Raw genomic sequence first — 19,713 nt, forward strand, 5'->3', positions numbered from 1 at the left:
GGTATTTTCTAACTTTGATACTATAAAACGGGATGAAATAAGAATTACTCCGAACCTTTTATTTAAGATAATTCGCGATCGCAAGTGCATGAAGGTACTCCTGTGTGTAGTTAACACTGTTTATTATTTAAGGAGATAAAATACATCTACCAAGTAAAAAAGTAATGGTTTTAATAATTAACTTAGTCCATATTTTGCAAAGCAAATGTGCTTTATAAGTCAGTGTCAGTGCAATAGTTAAGTCAATTCAATGGTTGGTTGGTTGTTTGCCCTCTCTGATTTTATATTGCTCTATCTATTTTCTGATAGAGATATCTGGTGTTGCGTGCAAATAATTTACATTGATGGCATTACCAATTGATGCTCTGATGATTGTACTTGAGGGTATGCTTGTGGCAAATTTTCCAGGAGGTATTTAGAACTATGAATAGTTTATTCATGGTTTCTCATTGGCTACTTGATAAATCGACAAAGGTTTTATTAAGGAATTTATTGAAGCTGAGAAACCGTCATTTACTGATATTCGATATTATTGTTTTCGCGATTACGCCGCTTTTAGCCCTGATACTGCGATTAGATGGCAATTTAGCTCTTCAAACATACATACCCGATTTAGTAACGGCAACATTGCTTTTTTTAGCCGTTAAGATTGGTGTTTTTTATAGTTTTGGTTTTTATCGTCGTTATTGGCGATATGCGGGTGTAGAAGAATTGACTTATGTAGCTATGTTAATAGTAGCTGCGGTGGTAATGCAAACTCTGTTATTTGATGTTGTGGATTTCACCGTACCTTGGGCTGTAGATAGATTGCCACAGTCGCTACCATATATTGATGGATTGCTTTCATGTATTTTCATTGGTGGGTTACGTTTTAGCATTCGGGTTGTTGAGAGAAGTAAAAATTCCCGTATCGCTTTTAGCCCTGGATTTCACCATCAAGGCGAACGAGTACTTATAGTCGGTGCGGGAAGTGCTGGAGTAAGTCTCGTAGAACAAATGCAGAAAAACTATGATTTGGGTTTTCGTGCTGTTGGATTTATTGACGACGATCGAACCAAATTAAACGCACGTATTCGAGGAGTTCAGGTAGTTGGCGATCGCCATTCGATTCCCGATCTTTTAGAACCTTTAAATGTAGATAAGGTAATTATCGCAATGCCCTCGGTAGCGGGGGAAGTGATTCGGGAAATCGTCGATATTTGTAAATCTACCGGAATACAAACTTGTACTTTACCGGGGATAAACGAAATCCTTAACGGTAAAGTCAGCTTAAACAGTATCCGAGATGTGAGAATCGAGGATTTACTCAGACGGGAACCCGTGCAGACAGAGATTGAAAAAGTTGCTGAATTTATCAATGGAAAAAGAGTTTTAATTACGGGTGCAGGTGGTTCGATAGGTAGCGAACTTTGTCGTCAAATTTGCTCTTGTCATCCCAAAGAAATAATGTTGGTGGGGCACGGTGAAAATTCTGTTTTTAACATCCAGCAAGAATTGAATCTGCTAGTACAATTCTTAAAAGACGATAGCAGAAGCAGTGGACAGGCAACTCGAATTCATGGATTTATAGCTGATATCCGGTTTAAGGATAGACTCAGACACGCTTTCGATAAATTCAAACCCGATGTAGTTTTCCATGCAGCAGCACACAAACACGTGCCCTTGATGGAAATGAATTCCCCAGAAGCAATCACTAACAACGTGATTGGTACTAAGAATTTGGTGGAAGAAGCATTGCGATGCAACGTCAAACACTTTGTGATGATTTCCACCGATAAAGCGGTAAATCCTACTAACATCATGGGTGCTAGTAAGAGAGTTGCAGAAATGGTAGTACTGCAAACGGCGAAACAAAGCGGTAAATCTTACCTTGTAGTACGTTTTGGTAATGTTTTGGGTAGTAGGGGCAGCGTAGTTCCTACCTTCAAAAGACAAATTGCCGCAGGTGGCCCGATAACCGTAACTCATCCAGATATCTGTCGTTACTTTATGACTATACCTGAAGCAGTACAGCTAGTTTTACAGGCAGCAGTTTTGGGTAGAGGTGGTGAAGTACTGATGCTCAACATGGGCGAACCTGTAAAAATTGTTGATTTAGCTTCACAATTAATTCGGCTTTCTGGTTACAGAGTAAACAAAGACATAGACATAGTTTTTACAGGCTTACGACCGGGAGAGAAATTGTTTGAAGAGTTGTTTATAGAAGGAGAAGAATACGACCCCACAGAACATGAAAAGCTGTTTATGGTCAAGAATTCGAGTCGAATTATACCGACTACTTTGAATGTTTCCGTAAATGCACTTCGTCAAGCTGCGGATAAAAATGATACTAATTCAATCAAGTTTTTGTTGGAGCAATTGGTACCGGGGTATAAGCCGAAGTATTTGGATGATTGGGGGCACAAAGAAGATTTGACTAACAGCAATTATGCTGTAAACAATTTAGATGAAAGCAATAAGAGAAAAGTTGAACCAAAAAGGGCGTAAATCTTTTGGAGGAAGAAAAAAAGGCTCGTACTGTGGTAATTATGTGTTTATAAAACTTTATATTCACGGGATGTGTTTAGGAATACTAAAGGTATGAAAATGAGCCTCAAAAAGTACGTCAGTAGTTTATCTTTAATCGCTATTACTAGTATGGCTTATGGCTGCCGTATCATGCCTTTAAATGCTCATACGGTAAACACTTCGTATAGCGAAAGTTTTGATAATTTCCCTAATCCAGAAAGGGGATTTTATATTCCCTTTAATCCAGAGCCATATCAAAATAAAGCTTTTTCTCCTTTACAACTTTCGGAGTTAAAAAAAGCTAGAAATGAAAATTTGAGTTTAGTTCGTCGGATTTATCTAATACCAGATCGATTTGCACCGCTACCGGAGTCTTTTCTAAATTTGGTATTGCAAGATTTGCAAACTGCACGAGAAGCTGGAGTAAAGTTAATTATTCGGTTCACCTACAATTGGCAAGGAGGAGGTGAAGATGCTCCAAAAGATGAAATCCTTTCTCATATGGAACAGCTAAAACCAATACTTCAGAAAAACTATGATGCTATTGCATACTTACATTCAGGTTTTATTGGATATTGGGGAGAGTGGAATCGTTCAACAAACGATTTGCTTAATATTACAGATAAAAAAGATATTCTTTTTAAATTATTATCCGTAGTTCCATCTGAAAGAATGGTGGCTTTACGTTATCCAGCTGATAAAACAGAAGTTTATGGTACTGAAAGTCCTCTAACTTCTTCAGAAGCTTTTAACGGTTCCAATCGAGCCAGAACCGGAGCTCATAACGATTGCTTTTTAGCTAGTATAGATAATTGGGGTACTTATAAGGATACTGATGAAAGCATTATAGAACAACAAAAAAATTTCTTGAACCAAGATAATCAATATTTAGTCCAGGGAGGCGAAACCTGTAACTCTGATAGTCAAGCACAGCCATACATCGGTTGTGATAATGCCTTGCAAGAATTAGAACGGATGCGTTGGAGTGCAATAAATTACAGTTACGATGAAGGCGTTTTAGATACTTGGAGAAACCAAGGTTGTATAGAAGAAATCAAACGCCGTTTAGGTTATCGATTTAAGCTCGTAAATTCAGAAATTCCTGACATTTTCAAACCGGGTGACAAGTTTTTTGCCAAGTTGGAAGTTGAGAATATTGGATGGGCTAGCCCTTACAACCCACGTTTACTAGAAATAGTTTTACGTAACCGTGAAACAAACAAAGAGTATTATTTGCGAGTGAATGAAGATCCTCGTAGGTGGTTGCCAGGTAGCAGTAATACTGTAAATGTAGAAGCTGGTTTACCTGAAGATATCACGGCCGGAGAGTATGATATCTTTTTGAATTTACCAGACCCTACACCTAAATTGTACAATCGACCAGAATATTCAATTAGGTTAGCAAATGTTGATGTTTGGGAAGAGTCTACAGGATACAACTCTTTGTTACGTAGCATTGTTATTGATACACAGGCAGAAGCAGATACCTATTCGGGCAGCGATTATTTTCAGTCACGTTAGTTACCAGACATAATGAAAAATCTGCAATACTCTCACTTAGTTACTTTTTGGAAAAAATTGACAAGCGGCTCTACTAGTAGGCAAATATTTGGCGCAGCCATTACGGTTGGTTTAGGAACAGCTTTAGTAAAAATAGCTGCTATGGCAAAAGAATTGTTAGTGGCTTGGAGATTTGGTACGCAAGATGAGCTTGACGCATTTTACATTGCCCTAGCAATTCCTAGCTTTGTCATCAATGTTACTACTGGTGCTTTTAATTCTGCCTTTATACCTACCTATATTCAGGTACTTCACAAACAAGGAGTAAAAGCAAGTCAAGAACTTTTCAGTAGTGCAACCAGATGTAATATAGGGCTGCTAGTAATCGCAGGTGTATTCGTTGTCATAACCGCTCCGGTGTATCTGCAATTGATTGCATCGGGGTTGAGTTCCCAAAAGTTGAGCTTAACATTTAATCTACTTTTAGTTATTGCGCCTTTTATTCTGCTGTCGGGCATTAGTGCAATTTGGGGTGCTGTGTTTAATGCCCGAGAGCATTTTGCTTTGTTTGCGTTGGTGCCAGTCGTTACTCCCTTAATCACAATCGCATTTCTATTAAGATTGAAATCTTGGGGAATATTTGCTTTCGCTAGCGCGCTATTATGCGGTGCATTAGTAGAAATAGTAATCTTAGGTGTAGGGCTTTATAAGCAAGGTATTTCACTTTACCCAAAATGGTATGGATTCGACTCAAACCTACGTCAAGCTAGCAATCAGTATGCCCCAATGATTGCAGGGTCTTTGATGACCTGTAGCGCCGGTATTGTAGATCAGGTAATGGCAGCAATGTTATCACCTGGTAGTGTTGCAGCATTAAATTACGGTAATAGACTAATTATCTCTCCTATTAGTCTGATGAGTTTAGCTTTAGGCACTGCTGTTATTCCTTACTTTTCAAAAATGGTTGCGTCTGGGGATTGGAAAGGCGTAAGTCATACTCTTAAACATTATCTGTTAATTATTTTTTTGATTACAGTACCCTTAGCAGCAATAATGTTTATTTATGCACAACCTATTATAGAACTATTTTTCCAAAGAGGCTCATTTACGAGCGAAGATACAGTTTTGGTGGCTCAGATACAAAGTTTTTATGCCTTGCAAATACCTTTTTATATAGGTTGTATTTTACTTTTAAAATTAATTTCCTCAATGCAACAGAATCAGATATTAATGTGGGTTTCAGGATTTGGTTTAGTGGTAAATATTCTGGGAAACTATTTATTTATACAATGGCTGGGTATAAAAGGTATAGCTTTATCTACTAGCTGTGTATATTTGTTTTCTTTTTTATATTTACTTGTAGCGGTAAATAAACAATTAAAGAAATATCGCAAAATGCAAAATAAATGCAATTAATATTTTTTTAGGTCTATCGCTGTTGGTTCCACGCGCAAATATTAAATGAGATGATAAATAATTTATTTATGTTGAAAAAAATCTAACCACTATAAGTATAAAATTTTAATCTGCTTGATTAAACTTAGCATTAACTTCCCCAAAGAATAACTTAAAATACACAATTACACTTTTTGCAACAGAATCAATGACTTCTAGAGTAGACAATCAATATATTTTTACAGTTTTCACTCCTACATATAATCGTGCCGATACTTTAGATGGTGTTTATGAAAGTCTAAAGAATCAAACCTTTCAAAATTTTGAATGGCTAATAGTTGATGATGGCTCTACAGATAATACGAAAAAAAGAGTAGAGCAATGGCAAAGAACAAATAAATTTCCTATACGGTACATTTGGCAAAATAATAAAGGTAAACATATAGCATTTAACCGTGGAGTAAAAGAAGCAAAAGGAGAATTATTTTTGAATTTGGACTCTGATAATAGATGTGTACCTCAAGCATTAGAAAGATTTAAACTTCATTGGGATTTAATTGGAAATGAGAAAAGAAATAATTTTTCTGCGGTGACTGCTCTTTGTGTAAACACAAAAGGTCAATTAATTGGAGATAAGTTTCCCGATGATATAATTGATTCTAATGCGTTTGAGATTAGAACAAAATATCGAATTTTTGGAGAAAAATGGGGATTTCAAAAAACTAATATTCTAAAAAAATTTACGTTTCCAGAAATTGCTGATGAAAAATTCGTTCCCGAAGACTTAATTTGGAACAGAATTAGCCTTTTTTATCAAACAAGATTTATTAATGAAGAGTTGGGAATCTATCGAGAATTAGGCGATGATAGCTTAACAAAGTCAATGACTAAAGTGCGCGTAAATAGTGTCCGGGCAACTATAATGTATTATAAAGAATATTGTCAATTACCCGTACCAATAAAATGGAAAGTACGGCAAACTATCAACTATATTCGTTTTTCTGTGCATGGCAAAGTTAAATTACATAAAATAATTTTAGATTCCGGCTACAGTTTTTTAACTATTATGCTTTTGCCTTTAGGCTATTATTTTTATCTATCAGATAAATATCAATTTTCCAAATAAACCTAAAACTAACTAACATATAACGTGGATTTATTTATGAAACACATAGCTTTTTTTATTCCGAGTATGGAAGGTGGGGGTGCTGAAAGAGTAGTTATAAATCTGCTAGAAGAAATGCTTTTACAAGACGTTAATTTAGATTTGATTTTAGCAGCAGTAGAAGGACCTCTTTTAAGTCAAGTACCTAAACAAGTACGTATTATAGATTTAGCAGCAGGAAGAGTTATTAATGCAATTTTACCTTTGTGCCGTTACTTAAGACAATACAAACCACAGGCATTAATATCCCATATGTCTCATACTAATGTCATATCTGTTTTAGCGAAAGACTTAGCAGTTACCAAAACTGAATTAATACTGGTGGAACATAATACTTTTTCAGCATCCAAATCTAAATCGATGCGGGCTAAACTGGTTCCACCATTGATGAAATTAGTTTATCCTCGTGCAAATCATGTAGTTGGAGTTTCTCAGGCTGTATCGGACGATTTAGAAATTCAACTTAGTTTAAAAAAAGGTACAGTTAAGACAATATATAATCCCGTAGTTAATGAAAATCTGATTTCTAAAGCCAAAGCACCTTTAAAACATTCCTGGTTTCAAGAAGATGCTCCTCCCATCTTTGTTGCAGTAGGAAGACTTACAGCACAAAAGGATTTTGTTACTCTTATTAAAGCTTTTGCACTATTAAGACAAAAAAAAATAGCTCGCTTAATGATTTTGGGAGAAGGAGAATTAAGAAATGAATTGGAAATGTTGATTGAGAAACTAGGTATAGGAGATGATGTTTCCATGCCTGGTTTTGTCGCAAATCCTTATAAATATATGAATAAGGCAAATGCATTTATACTTTCTTCTTTATGGGAAGGTTTACCGACAGTATTAATTGAAGCGTTGGCTTGCGGTTGTCCGGTTATTTCTACAGATTGTCCTAGCGGTCCGAGAGAAATTTTAGACGCAGGTAAATATGGAGAGTTGGTTCCTATGGGTGATGTAGAAGCTCTTTTTCAAAAAATGTTAAACGTTCTTCATTCGCCTGTAGATAAAAAATTATTAACTCAACGAGCGATGTATTTCTCCTTTGATAAAGCTGCTTCAAGATACTTAAATATATTAGCAAAAAATTGAAATACAGAAAAAATAATTATTCATGTTTATAAAAAGCTCAATTAGGAGAATCGAATGCTGGCAATAGCATACTTAGGACTAACATTATTTATTCTATTTATAGAAATTGTTAGAAAGAAGAAAGTAGTATTTGACTTTTTGAGCTTTTTTAATTTAATGTTTTGCTTAATGTATCCTTTTCCCGCTTTTTTGATGTCAGCTAACTTAGCTTTTGATGGGAGCGAATACACCGGAGCTTTTAAGTTTAGTATTTATGATGCTCAAGTTTTGCTAGCAATATTCTTAGGATATTTTGTTATTATTATTGGTTTTTATAGTATTTCTGCTAAAAATTATGCTAGAAAAACAACTGTTACATGGCAAGGTGATAAACAGATTTTAAGAATAGCAATATTTCTGTTGCTATTTTCATGTATATCCGTACAGATATATGCTTATCAATTTGGTGGACTTATGAGTGCTATATCTAAAGCTACTTTTATCAGAACGGCTGTGGCTGAAGGAGGAACTTTAGTATTCTTCAAGCATTTTATGTTTTTATCATTTTGTCCTTCGTATTTATTAGCTGCTTTTATTTTTGACAAAAAAACAAGAAAACACAAATTATTTTTATATACAGCATTTGTAATTTCAGCATTCAGTACAGTAATTGGAGTTACAATTACTGGTGGTCGCGCACATTTAATCATTTATTTCTTAACTTTTTATTTAGTAAAAATTATAGTTAGTAAAAAAGTACCTTGGTTACTAACTATTTCTCTTTTACTTCCATCTATTCTTTTTATTTTATACGGAAAAGCATTTTTTTTCAGTTTGAGTGGTATAAAAGATGGCTTTGATTCCGTTCTAGAACTACTTGTAACATCAATAGAAAGTCAATCAGAAGATTCTGACGGTTTTAGTAGTTTAGTAGCAAACTTCTCGTATCAAATATATTCTTTGAAAGCGGCTTTGGAAGCAGATTTACCGTTACGTTTATTTATAGATTGGTATTATGGAATAATTTCTTTTCTTCCAGAACGTTTAATCGAAGTTGAAATACCGGAAACATTATCAACCTTCAATACTCGTTATATTGCTGGGAATAATGATTTTATGATTCCAACAGGGATGTTTGCTTTTGGTATTTACAGTCTTTCCTGGCCGGGATTAATAATTGTTTGTTTTATTTATGGTTGGGTTGGTTGTTTTCTAGAAAACTTTTTTTATAATAATCTGAATCAAGCTGCTTGGATGCCTTTTCTATATGTAATGGCAGCACAGATTTGGATAGATTTTTTTACCGCAGGAGATCCAGAAATTTTCTTGTTTGCAGATTTTGGTTATTTATTATCAATTTTTATATTGTTTGCAGTAGGAAGTCGAATTTCAATAAATAAATTTAGCAGAGATAAAATTAAGCAGTTGCCATAAATTTATGTTAGTCAAAGATAAATCAGCAAATAAAATTGTAATCGTTTTTATCACCACCGATTTAGATATGGGTGGTGCTGAAATTATGCTTTATCATCTACTATCAAAAATTAATAGACAGCAATTTAGTCCTATTGTGGTTTCTTTGATAGATGGTGGTGTATGGGGTAATCGTATTGAAGCTTTAAAAATACCACTACATACAATTAAAATGCAGCAAGGAAAACCTACACTTGCTGCTGTTTTAAGGCTAATTAAAACAGTTAATAGACTCAAACCTGATATAATTCAAGGCTGGATGTATCATGGAAACTTAGCTGCACAGTTAACTAGTATTTTTTCTGCGGGTAAAGTTCCTGTTTTTTGGAGTATTCATCATTGTCCGACTTCCCTAAGCTCTGAAAGAATCATGACTAGAGCTATTATAAAAGTCGGCGCTAACATATCTCAATTTAATTATAAAGTTATTTTTGTTTCTGAAAATAGTCAGAAATTACACGAACAATTAGGATACAACTCTGATAATATCTGTGTAATTCCCAACGGTTTTGATACTGATTTATTTAAGCCTTCGGTTACTGCAAAAAGAGAATTACGAGATGAATTAAACTTATCGCAATCAAGTGTATTGATAGGATTAATTGGTCGCTTTCACCCGATGAAAGATCATGCTAATTTTTTCCAGGCTGCTGCATTGATTGTAAATGATTACCCTGAAGCTCATTTCGTTTTAGCTGGGACTGATGTTGACTTTAATAATACAAATTTAACTAATTTAATCACCAAATTAAATCTTACTAATCGCGTGCATTTATTAGGAGAAAGACGTGATATGAACCGGATTATCCCAGCTTTAGATATTCTCAGTTTATCTTCTGCATTTGGCGAAGCTTTTCCTTTAGTTATTGGAGAAGCAATGTCTTGTTGCGTAACTTGTGTAGTGACAGATGTGGGAGATTCTGCATTAATTGTTGGTAATACGGGAAAAATTGTACCTCCAAGAGACTCCAAAGCATTAGCTAAAGCTTGGAAAGATTTGATGAGTGTCGGTGTAGAAGGTAGACAAGCTTTAGGAAAAGAAGCAAGAGAAAGAGTCATTGCATCGTTTTCTTTAAAGTCTATCGTAAATAGATATGAGAAATTGTACGAAACAGCATTTAAAAATATAATTTCTATTTAAGTATGAAAAACCTTTTAATCATCACTACCATTCCAGATACCCTCACAGCCTTTCTACTACCATTTGCGCGACATTTCCGCGCTCAAGGTTGGCGAGTTGATGCAATGGCTTGTGGAATTTATGATTGCGACAAATGTCAAGAGGAGTTTGACCATCTCTGGGAGGTAAAATGGTCGCGCAATCCTTTAAGCCCACAAAATTTAGTCACTGCACCGCGTCAAATTCAAGCAGCTGTGGAGCAAGGGGAATACGATATAGTTCACGTTCATACTCCGGTAGCTGCTTTTGTTACCCGTTATGCTCTAAGAAATTACAGAAAGCGAGGAAAAACAAAGGTCATTTACACAGCCCACGGTTTTCACTTCCATAGTGGTGGAACAGCTTTAAAAAATACGGCTTTCCTTGGGTTAGAAAAGATTGCGGGGAATTGGACTGACTATTTAGTTACTATTAATCGTGAGGACGAGGAAGCTGCAAAGCGTCATAAGTTGATTTCCCAGGAAAGAATTCGATATACGCCGGGAATTGGCGTAGATTTGGATTATTACAGTTCTCATACTACTTCTCTATCTCAAGTTGAGAAAGTACGTCAAGAATTGAATTTACGTACCGATACTAAACTTTTTTTATCGGTAGCTGAATTTATCCCTCGCAAGCATCCACAAGATATTTTGAGGGCATTTGCTAGTGTCAATCCTCCTGATGCCTGTTTGGCTTTTGCTGGAGATGGAGATTTACTTGAAGAAATGCAGCAGTTAGCAAATCAATTAGGAATAAAAGAAAAAATACGTTTCCTCGGACACCGGAATGATATTCCAACTTTGATGAGAGCGGCTTTTGCTACTATCCTTGCTTCCGAACAAGAAGGGCTTCCTCGAAGTGTTATGGAATCATTGTCTTTAGAAACTCCTGTTATTGGTAGCGATATTCGCGGAACTAGAGATCTAATTTCATCCGAGTGTGGAATTCTTTTCCCTGTTGGAAATGCAGAAAAACTCGCAGATGCAATCAAATATTTGCTAAATCATCCTCAATCCGCTTCCATAATGGGAAAACGAGGACGAGAACACATGAATAATTTCAACTTGCCTCACATTATCAAACTTCATGAAAGCTTATACAACGAAGCCTTATCTCTAAAATCCAAGCAAATCAACGAATATTCAACACAAAACAGTTAATCATAAATCTTGCAAAAACAAATTACTGCCAAATTGGCAACAAAAATTAACTAATTTTAGTTATGTTTACTATGGATTGAAGATTTAATTTTCAATCTTAATTACGTAATTATTCATATTTTGCACCAATAAAAAGGTAAAAAATATTTTACTTAATACGGAAAGCGGACGAATTCATGCTTTCCTCGTTTTGTTGGGTGTCATTAGTTTAGTAATGTGTAGCAGCTTATTAGAGTCAATCCGTCTGCTTTCATTACGATGTAATTCTTAGAAAGGTTTACCAGCTAATTGCTGCAAAGATATTTGGTTGAATTGAATTCTGAAGTAAAGGGATGTATTTATGATTGCTCAAGAATTACAGGGTGAGCGTAGTAAAAGTAGTCGCATCATAAAATCTATATTGGATAGAGTTGTTGCAGCGATCGCCCTATTAATGTTTTCTCCTCTGATATTGATAGTGGCGATCGCAATTTATTTTCGCATGGGCAGCCCGTTGATTTTCAGTCAGCCTCGTCCCGGTCAGGATGGTAAGATTTTTCGATTTTACAAGTTTCGCTCCATGACGGACGAGCGGGATGCTCAGGGTAATTTATTGGATGACGAATTACGTCTGAGTGCTTTTGGTGAATTTTTACGGGAAAGTAGTTTAGATGAACTTCCACAACTGTGGAATGTTGTCAAAGGTGACATGAGTATTGTCGGACCTCGCCCTTTATTAGTAAGATATCTCGAACGTTACACTCCCGAACAAGCGCGTCGTCATGAAGTAAAACCCGGTATCACCGGATGGGCGCAGATTAATGGGCGTAGATTACTCGATGGAGATTGGGAAAAGAAATTCAGATTGGATGTTTGGTATGTAGATAATTGGAGTCTATGGTTAGACTTAAAAATTATCTTGATGACAGTAGTAAAAGTCTTGCGGAAAGAAGAAATCACCCAACCAGGGCACGCTACTGGTGCAGAATTTATGGGTAGCAAAGTGAATGGCTGAGTTGATTTGAGGATAAAGAACGTAATTTTGATGAGGTAAAAACAAATGAAACAACTGTGGGAGGTAGGTTCCGAGTTTGACTGGAGTAATGATTTTATTAGTCCTATAGGAGAAGCAGCTAATTTACCGTCGGATTACGAATTATTCTCTACTGGATGCGCCAGCTTGTTTGGTTTGGAGAAAATTCTTAATAAGAAGCGTGACAAAAAACTAAGACTACACCTACCGTGTTTTTTCTGTATGGAAGCAGCATCCAAACTTGCCAAGGCTTTCGATATCTGCTGGTACAGAGATTTGCCAACTCAAAAGTATCCCGATTTTGATACGCTTGATGCTTCTTATGGAGATTTAGTCCTAGCAGTCAATTTGTTTGGAACTAAATCACCAGAAGTTTGGTATGATTGGCAGGAAAAACATGATGATGTAATTTTAGTTGAAGACCATAGCCACGACCCTTTTTCAACTTGGGCATTGCAGAGTCAAGCCGATTACGCAATGGCTTCTCTGCGTAAAACTTTACCAATACCCGATGGGGCAATAATTTGGTCTGGGAAAAATTTACCGTTACCGAAAGCGTCCAAATCTGAGTCAGATGGGGCTTATAAGCGTTTGAGTGCAATGCTGCTAAAGCGAGCTTATCTGAGTGGTGGTAATGTTAGTAAAGATACCTATCGACAGCTTGAAATTGAGAGTCAGGAGAGTCTCGATGATGTCAGCAACGATCGGATTTCTGCTTTCTCAGCAAATGTTTTAAGCAGCTTGGACGTAAAGCAGTTTAGAAGAAGACGGGAAGCTAATATTAAGCATTTTCTCAATTTGGCTTTATCCAAGCAAGAGAAAAACTGGCAACCACTTTTTAGCTCTTGGGAAAATGGTTCGGTACCTTTTAATAGTATTATTGTTTGTCTAAATCGTGAAGTTAGAGACTCTTTACGTAAATATCTGATTGCTAAGAGTATTTTCCCACCAATTCATTGGCCACAACCCCATAATGGAATGACATCAAACGATCTAGAGGCAATCGATTTATCAAATCGAATTTTAACAATACCTACAGATCAACGTTATTCCTTAGATGACGTGACACGAGTTGTAACGATTATAAAAGAATTTTTTACTCCAGGTGAGATTGATTCATCTATGTACGCAAATTCTCTACGATCTAGTTAATCAACAACTAACAACTATCAATATATGGAAACTTTAATTAAAGGACTCTCCGAAGAACAGCTAGAATTATTACCAACAGAAGAAGATGTTGCTTTTTACGAAGAACACGGTTGGTTTATATCTAAAAAGATTGTTCCCGACAAGATTCTTGATGAAGGATTTTTAGGTGCCCAAAAGTTCTATCGTGGGGAAAGAGATGCGACAATCCCCTATGCAACTGGTTACAGTGATTGGAAACCGGGAGATGGTGATGCTGTCAGGAACAATCAACACGTTTCTTATCGTAAGAAGGAATTACGTAAATTACTTCACCCGATTATTGGAGCCGTAGCTGCAAAGTTGGCTAGAAGTAAAGGAGTTAGATTATTTGAAGATACCTTAGTTTATAAGGCTCCTATTAACAATAATGTAAAGGGTGGTGTAGTCGGATGGCATACCGATTATTCGTACTCTTCCGTATGCACTTCTAATAATATGCTTTCGGCTTGGATTCCCTTCCATGATGTTGATGAAAAAAGAGCGCCATTAGTAATGATAGATGGCAGTCATAAATGGAAGGGAAACGAGCATATGCGTACTTTCAATAATCAAGATTTGAAAGATGTAGAAAAATCATATTTTGAAGCTGGGAAAAAAGTTGTTGAAGTACCAATGATTTTAGAGAAAGGGCAAGTTAGCTTTCATCATTGCTTAACTATTCACGGTAGCTATCCCAACCGCAGCGATCAATTTCGTATGGCATTTGCTTTGTATTTACAAGACTACGACAACCGCTATCAAGTTTACAAGAATCAAGGAAAACAGGTTCATCATTTCCTTGACAATATGTGCCGAAAATTACCCAATGGTAATCCAGATTATAACGATCCGGCAATATTTCCTACCTTATGGTCTGAATAATAAATTATTTAGCTAGTTCTTTTTTTCTGTTCGCCGTTACACGTTCCCTTTTAATTAAAAAAATCACCTTAAGAAAAAACAATGAATACCCAAATCATCGATTTATCCAACCCCCTTTGGAAGGAAACCTTAGATAAAGTCAAACATGATGTTTATCAATTGCCAGACTATATTTCTTTAGAAGCTAGTCGGAATAAACAGGTACCAGAAGCCATTTTAATTACCGATGGAGAAAAGATATTTTTTGCTCCTTATCTGATATCAAAGTGCGATAACGTAGTAGATTCGGGATTAATTTCAGAAGAAATATTTGATGTTAAATCTCCCTACGGTTATCCAGGAATTGTATTAAGTGAAGCAGCGGTTAATACACCTGGTTTCCCCGATGCTGCAATGGCTGAATTTAAACGGGTATTAGTTAGTAAGAATGTATGTTCGGCGTTTTTTAGAATGCATCCCATACTCAATGAAAACTTTAACGAGATTTTTGAGCCGGGATTATTTACCGAAAATGGAGAAACTGTTTCCGTTGATTTGAGAATTCCCGAATCTCAATTATGGTCTCATACGAGAAAAGGACATAAAAGCACGATTAATAAGTGCAAACGTTTGGGAATGGAAGCAAAATTCGTTCCTATCGAAGAATATTTAGACGACTTTACTGCTATATACCAAGAAACAATGGGAAGGGTAGAGGCAGCAGACAGATATTATTCCTTCGATCTAACATACTACGAAGAGATGCGAACAGCTTTAGGCGATAAACTACACCTTTGTATTGTTGAATATGAAAACGAAGTAGCTTGTGCGGGATTATACACGGAAGTCTGCGGTATAGTTCAAAGTACTTTGGGTGGAACTAAAGATAAATTTGTCGATCTATCTCCAAGCAGTTTAGAAACAGATTGCGCTCGTTATTGGGCGCATCAACGCGGAAATCAGTTCCTACATTTGGGTGGAGGAGTAGGTGCTTCTAAAGACCCAGTTTATAACTTTAAAGCCGGATTTTCCAAGCTAAGACATAGTTTTTATACCTTAAGACTAATAGTCGATGAGCAAAAATATGGTTATCTTGTGGAGATGAAAGCAAAATCTTTAGATGTTCCTGTAGAGAACCTGCTGTCGTCTAACTTTTTCCCTGCATATCGCTCTCCTCAAGCACCATTAAAATGATAAAACAAATTCTACTTTCTACACCCCAGATGGCGAACAAGAATTAAAGTTCGTCAAAGAAGCTTTTGACACTAATTGGATAGCCCATGTAGATGTTTTTGAAGAGGAATTTTGTCAGCTTACAGGTGCTGGTTACGGGGCTGCTGTAAGTTCGGGTAGTTCTGCAATTAATTTAGTTTTTTTGTGGTACAAAATCTATATAACCTGACAAAACCATAATAAATGAAAATAAAAAAAACATCTGTTTTAATTCCCGATCCTTGTTACAATCCTCTTGCTTACTATGTTATACGATGTTTGAAAGAGGCTAGCAGTGAATTTGAGGTCAATCTAATTGTTTCATCAGACAAAATATCAAACGATAATTCTTGGCTAGTTTTTTACAAACATTCGTTATTTGTTGATAACTTGTTTTTTGCTGAAAATCCGATTGATTCAGTACAGTTTTTAGATGAGGTGATTCGGATTGTAGAAAATAAAGGAATAGATATTATTTATCCTGCTTCCGAAGAAGGCTATAAGTTTGTTGCAAAATATCACCAGCTATCAAAATTTTGTAAAATAGTCGCATTACCTAGTGATGAGGCTTTGTATACGGCTTTTGATAAATGGAAGTTATACCTGTTTCTCAAACAGCATAATATTTCCACACCTGAAAGTTTTCTTCTGGAAGAAATTAAGCAAGTTAGCCAGTTTAATTATCCCATACTACTCAAACCAGTTGATGGGAGTGGTGGAAAAAATATACAGAAGTTTGACAGTTTAACTAAAGAAAATTCTCAGTTTATCTTTGACGATTCTAACGAAGTCTATATAGTTCAGGAATATATAGATGGCTACGATATGGGTTGCAGTGTTATCTGTCACGAAGGTAAAATTCTTGCTTATACCATACAGCAGCAATTAGGAGAAGCGGAAGGATTTGGACCCAAAATTGACAAATTGAAATTTGTCCATGATTCTGCTGTTATTGAGATAGTCACAAAAACTATGAATGCACTCCAATGGAATGGTATTGCAAATTTAGACCTGAGATACAATTCTCAAACTGGACAAATTTGTGTTATAGAAATTAATCCGAGATTCTGGCAATCTTTAATGGGTTCTCTTTCTGTTGGTGTCAATTTTCCCTATCTTCTATATTTATTATCAAGTGACATTAGTTTTGAACCTGTTTCCTACCCGGAGAAGTATTATGCTAAATTTCATCAGTTTATCAAAGATGCTTTAAATGGTTCTTTGCAATACAGTTTATCCAACACTAATTTTAAGTACTTTTTATCCGATCGGAATAGTTTACTACAAATGATTTGGCATAAAATTTACGCAAACTTTTTATTTAGAAAAGAGGAAAAAAATGGTTTTTCAATCATTAAAGTGCCGTCAATTCCTTAGCAAAAATTTGAGAAGCGAACATCATATAGTCGTTCTAATTAATATGGGAGCAATGTGAATACGATGACGGTATTATTAAATAATCCGAATTACTAAAAATTCAAATGAAAAAACAAATTCTACTTTCCACGCCCCACATGGGGGAGCAAGAATTAAAGTTCGTTCAAGAAGCTTTTGAGACTAATTGGATAGCCCCTGTAGGTCCTCATGTAGATGCTTTTGAAGAGGAATTTTGTCAGCATACGGGTGCTGGTTATGCTGCTGCTGTAAGTTCCGGTACTGCTGCAATTCATTTGGCTTTGCGGTTGCTTGATGTTGGACGAGGAGACGAAATTTTTTGTTCGACTTTAACCTTTATCGCTAGTGCCAATCCGATTGTCTATCAAGGTGCAAAGCCAGTTTTTATTGATAGCGATCGCACTTCTTGGAACATGAATCCCGATTTGTTGCAAGTAGCTATGGAAAAGCGTGCGAAAATCGGTAAATTACCCAAAGCAGTATTGCTGGTGCATCTTTACGGACAATGCGCTGATATAGATCCAATCGTAGAAATTTGTCAAAAGTACAACGTTCCTTTAATTGAAGATGCTGCTGAAGCATTAGGAGCTAGATATAAAGGGCGCTGTCCGGGCACCTTTGGCACTATCGGAATTTACTCATTTAACGGTAACAAAATTATCACTACTTCTGGTGGTGGAATGTTAGTTTCCGACGATGAAAGATTGGTGAAAAAAGCTCGCTTTCTGGCAACTCAAGCCAGAGATCCTGCTCCTCATTATCAGCATTCGCAGATTGGTTACAATTACCGTCTAAGTAACGTTTTAGCTGGCATTGGTAGAGGACAATTACAGGTTTTGCAAGAGCGGGTAGAAGCAAGAAGACGTAATTTTGAAATTTACCAGAAAGCTTTGGGCAATCTTCCCGGAATTGAATTTATGCCAGAAGCCGAGTTTGGACGCGCTACTCGTTGGTTAACTTGCTTAACAATTAATCCCCAAGCCTTTGGTGCGGATAGAGAAGAAATACGTCTTGGGTTAGCAGAAAAGAAAATAGAATCTCGTCCGGTATGGAAGCCACTGCATATGCAGCCAGTATTTGCCGAATGCGAAAGTATTGGTGGCGAAGTAGCAGAAGATTTATTTATGCGAGGATTGTGCTTACCTTCCGGTTCCAACCTCACAGACGAGGATTTAGAAAGAGTAATTGGAGGAGTTAGGGTTAGTAACTGTAATCTAAAATATGCCCATATGTAGACATATCTAGCCATTTTGTCTAGATATTTGTTGATTTGATGATATGGCTGATTAACGATTAATACTAATACTCTTACATTTGATATAATCATTTAGGTGGTAATATACTACATATAATAGATGGTTAAAATATTTCTCAACAATACACTTTGTTGATTTAAAATACCATGTTACTTGGATTCAAAACCGAGCTAAAAATCAATAATTTACAAAGAACTCTGTTAATTAAACATTGTGGAGTATCAAGACACGCTTGGAATTGGGGACTAGCACTAACTAAACAAATATTAGAACATAACAAAATTAATCCCGATTCCAAAATCAAATTTCCTAGTGACATTGATTTACATAAATACTTAGTAGCTTTAGTTAAATCAGAAAATGAGTGGTATTATGAGTGTTCTAAGTCAGCCCCACAATACTCTTTAAAGGCATTATCTAAAGCTTGGAAACGGTGCTTTCAAAAAGTTAGTTCTCAACCAAGATTCAAGAAAAAAGGTAAAAACGATTCATTTACCCTAGAAGGAACTTGTAAGATCAAAGATAGTTTTACAATTCAAGTTCCTAAAATAGGAAAAATAAAAACTTATGAAAAATTACCTCAACTTAATCAAATTAAATCTGTAACTATATCCCGTCAAGCTGATAGATGGTCTATTAGCTTTCTTGTTGATACAGAAATTCAAGTTCAGGATAATACTTATATTGTCGGTGTTGATTTAGGTGTAAAAGCGCTAGCTACCTTATCAACTGGACAGGTAATAGAAGGCGCTAAGTCTTACCGAAGATACAAAGCTAAATTATCCCGGTTGCAATGGCTCAACAGAAATAAAATTACTGGTTCTCAAAATTGGAAAAAAGCCTCTTTAAAGATTGCTAAGTTACACCTATTAATTGCTAATCTCAGAAAAGATACAATTCATAAATTGACATCATTACTAGCTAAAAACCACGGCACAGTAGTTATAGAAAACTTGAATGTATCAGGCATGATGAAAAATCATAAGTTAGCTGGTGCAATTGCTGACATGGGATTTTATGAAGTCAGAAGACAACTGGAATATAAATGCAAGTTGTACGGTTCTAAATTAGTCGTAGTAGATAGGTGGATGCCATCATCCAAGACTTGTTCTAATTGCGGTGATAAAAAAGAAACGCTTTCTCTTAGGGAAAGAATCTTTAATTGTGAAAACTGTAATTTTCAGATTGATCGTGATTTGAATGCCGCAATCAATTTATGTAAGGCTGTCAGTTAGACAGTTTCAGCCTGTGGATGGGAAGTAGCCGACTACCCCAGTTGAAGCAGGAAGTAAACACCTTTCATTACATACGTCTAGATATGTCTAGAGATAGGTAGTTTTGGGTAAGTTTTATGTAACGGGAATTCATCAAAGCAA

15 protein-coding genes and 1 pseudogene are annotated in these 19,713 nt (G+C 35.9%); all 16 read left to right on the forward strand.

Annotated features, from left to right (window positions below; genetic code table 11):
• Nucleotides 1-423 precede the first annotated feature (423 nt).
• The 16 genes and pseudogenes from ACM03V_RS16740 (at nucleotide 424) to ACM03V_RS16815 (ending at nucleotide 19,572) form a co-directional block, all read left to right on the forward strand.
• Entirely contained in the window at nucleotides 424-2,487 is a 2,064-nt protein-coding gene (locus tag ACM03V_RS16740; RefSeq protein WP_414621929.1) for a polysaccharide biosynthesis protein, read from the forward strand.
• Nucleotides 2,488-2,586: 99 nt separating this feature from the next.
• Nucleotides 2,587-4,029: a DUF4832 domain-containing protein gene (locus tag ACM03V_RS16745; protein WP_414621930.1), complete on the forward strand. Its 1,443-nt coding sequence runs from the start codon at nucleotides 2,587-2,589 to the stop codon at nucleotides 4,027-4,029.
• Nucleotides 4,030-4,041: 12 nt separating this feature from the next.
• Nucleotides 4,042-5,424 (forward strand): murein biosynthesis integral membrane protein MurJ, encoded by a 1,383-nt coding sequence (murJ, locus tag ACM03V_RS16750; RefSeq protein WP_414621931.1) that lies wholly within the window; start codon nucleotides 4,042-4,044, stop codon nucleotides 5,422-5,424.
• Between the two features lie 187 nt (nucleotides 5,425-5,611).
• Complete coding sequence (locus ACM03V_RS16755; protein ID WP_414621932.1) at nucleotides 5,612-6,529, forward strand: glycosyltransferase family A protein; 918 nt, start codon at nucleotides 5,612-5,614, stop codon at nucleotides 6,527-6,529.
• A 36-nt stretch (nucleotides 6,530-6,565) separates the two neighbouring features.
• Nucleotides 6,566-7,657 carry a glycosyltransferase gene (locus ACM03V_RS16760; protein ID WP_414621933.1) on the forward strand — a complete coding sequence of 364 codons (1,092 nt, stop codon included), beginning with the start codon at nucleotides 6,566-6,568 and terminating at the stop codon, nucleotides 7,655-7,657.
• Nucleotides 7,658-7,711: 54 nt separating this feature from the next.
• Nucleotides 7,712-9,070, forward strand: coding sequence for an O-antigen polymerase (locus ACM03V_RS16765; protein ID WP_414621934.1), 1,359 nt, complete (start codon nucleotides 7,712-7,714; stop codon nucleotides 9,068-9,070).
• Nucleotides 9,071-9,074: 4 nt separating this feature from the next.
• Nucleotides 9,075-10,250 (forward strand): glycosyltransferase, encoded by a 1,176-nt coding sequence (locus tag ACM03V_RS16770; RefSeq protein ID WP_414621935.1) that lies wholly within the window; start codon nucleotides 9,075-9,077, stop codon nucleotides 10,248-10,250.
• Nucleotides 10,251-10,252: 2 nt separating this feature from the next.
• Nucleotides 10,253-11,431 carry a glycosyltransferase family 4 protein gene (locus ACM03V_RS16775; protein WP_414621936.1) on the forward strand — a complete coding sequence of 393 codons (1,179 nt, stop codon included), beginning with the start codon at nucleotides 10,253-10,255 and terminating at the stop codon, nucleotides 11,429-11,431.
• 340 nt (nucleotides 11,432-11,771) lie between these two features.
• On the forward strand, nucleotides 11,772-12,425 hold the full coding sequence (locus ACM03V_RS16780) for a sugar transferase (RefSeq protein WP_414621937.1): 654 nt from the start codon (nucleotides 11,772-11,774) through the stop codon (nucleotides 12,423-12,425).
• Between the two features lie 45 nt (nucleotides 12,426-12,470).
• Nucleotides 12,471-13,595: a DegT/DnrJ/EryC1/StrS aminotransferase family protein gene (locus ACM03V_RS16785; protein WP_414621938.1), complete on the forward strand. Its 1,125-nt coding sequence runs from the start codon at nucleotides 12,471-12,473 to the stop codon at nucleotides 13,593-13,595.
• Nucleotides 13,596-13,619: 24 nt separating this feature from the next.
• On the forward strand, nucleotides 13,620-14,495 hold the full coding sequence (locus ACM03V_RS16790; RefSeq protein ID WP_414621939.1) for a phytanoyl-CoA dioxygenase family protein: 876 nt from the start codon (nucleotides 13,620-13,622) through the stop codon (nucleotides 14,493-14,495).
• 81 nt (nucleotides 14,496-14,576) lie between these two features.
• A complete protein-coding gene (locus tag ACM03V_RS16795) occupies nucleotides 14,577-15,668 on the forward strand; it encodes a peptidoglycan bridge formation glycyltransferase FemA/FemB family protein (protein WP_414621940.1) in 1,092 nt (363 codons plus the stop codon).
• Nucleotides 15,665-15,843, forward strand: a pseudogene (locus ACM03V_RS16800) (DegT/DnrJ/EryC1/StrS family aminotransferase); the annotation flags it as partial. The gene ACM03V_RS16795 and the pseudogene ACM03V_RS16800, both read left to right, overlap by 4 nt.
• A gap of 47 nt (nucleotides 15,844-15,890) precedes the next feature.
• Nucleotides 15,891-17,063, forward strand: coding sequence for an ATP-grasp domain-containing protein (locus ACM03V_RS16805; RefSeq protein ID WP_414621941.1), 1,173 nt, complete (start codon nucleotides 15,891-15,893; stop codon nucleotides 17,061-17,063).
• A gap of 104 nt (nucleotides 17,064-17,167) precedes the next feature.
• On the forward strand, nucleotides 17,168-18,316 hold the full coding sequence (locus tag ACM03V_RS16810) for a DegT/DnrJ/EryC1/StrS family aminotransferase (protein WP_414621942.1): 1,149 nt from the start codon (nucleotides 17,168-17,170) through the stop codon (nucleotides 18,314-18,316).
• Nucleotides 18,317-18,483: 167 nt separating this feature from the next.
• Nucleotides 18,484-19,572 carry an RNA-guided endonuclease InsQ/TnpB family protein gene (locus ACM03V_RS16815; RefSeq protein ID WP_414621943.1) on the forward strand — a complete coding sequence of 363 codons (1,089 nt, stop codon included), beginning with the start codon at nucleotides 18,484-18,486 and terminating at the stop codon, nucleotides 19,570-19,572.
• Nucleotides 19,573-19,713: the final 141 nt, after the last annotated feature.

Source organism: Calothrix sp. CCY 0018 (assembly GCF_963920925.1).
Classification (GTDB): domain Bacteria; phylum Cyanobacteriota; class Cyanobacteriia; order Cyanobacteriales; family Nostocaceae; genus Rivularia.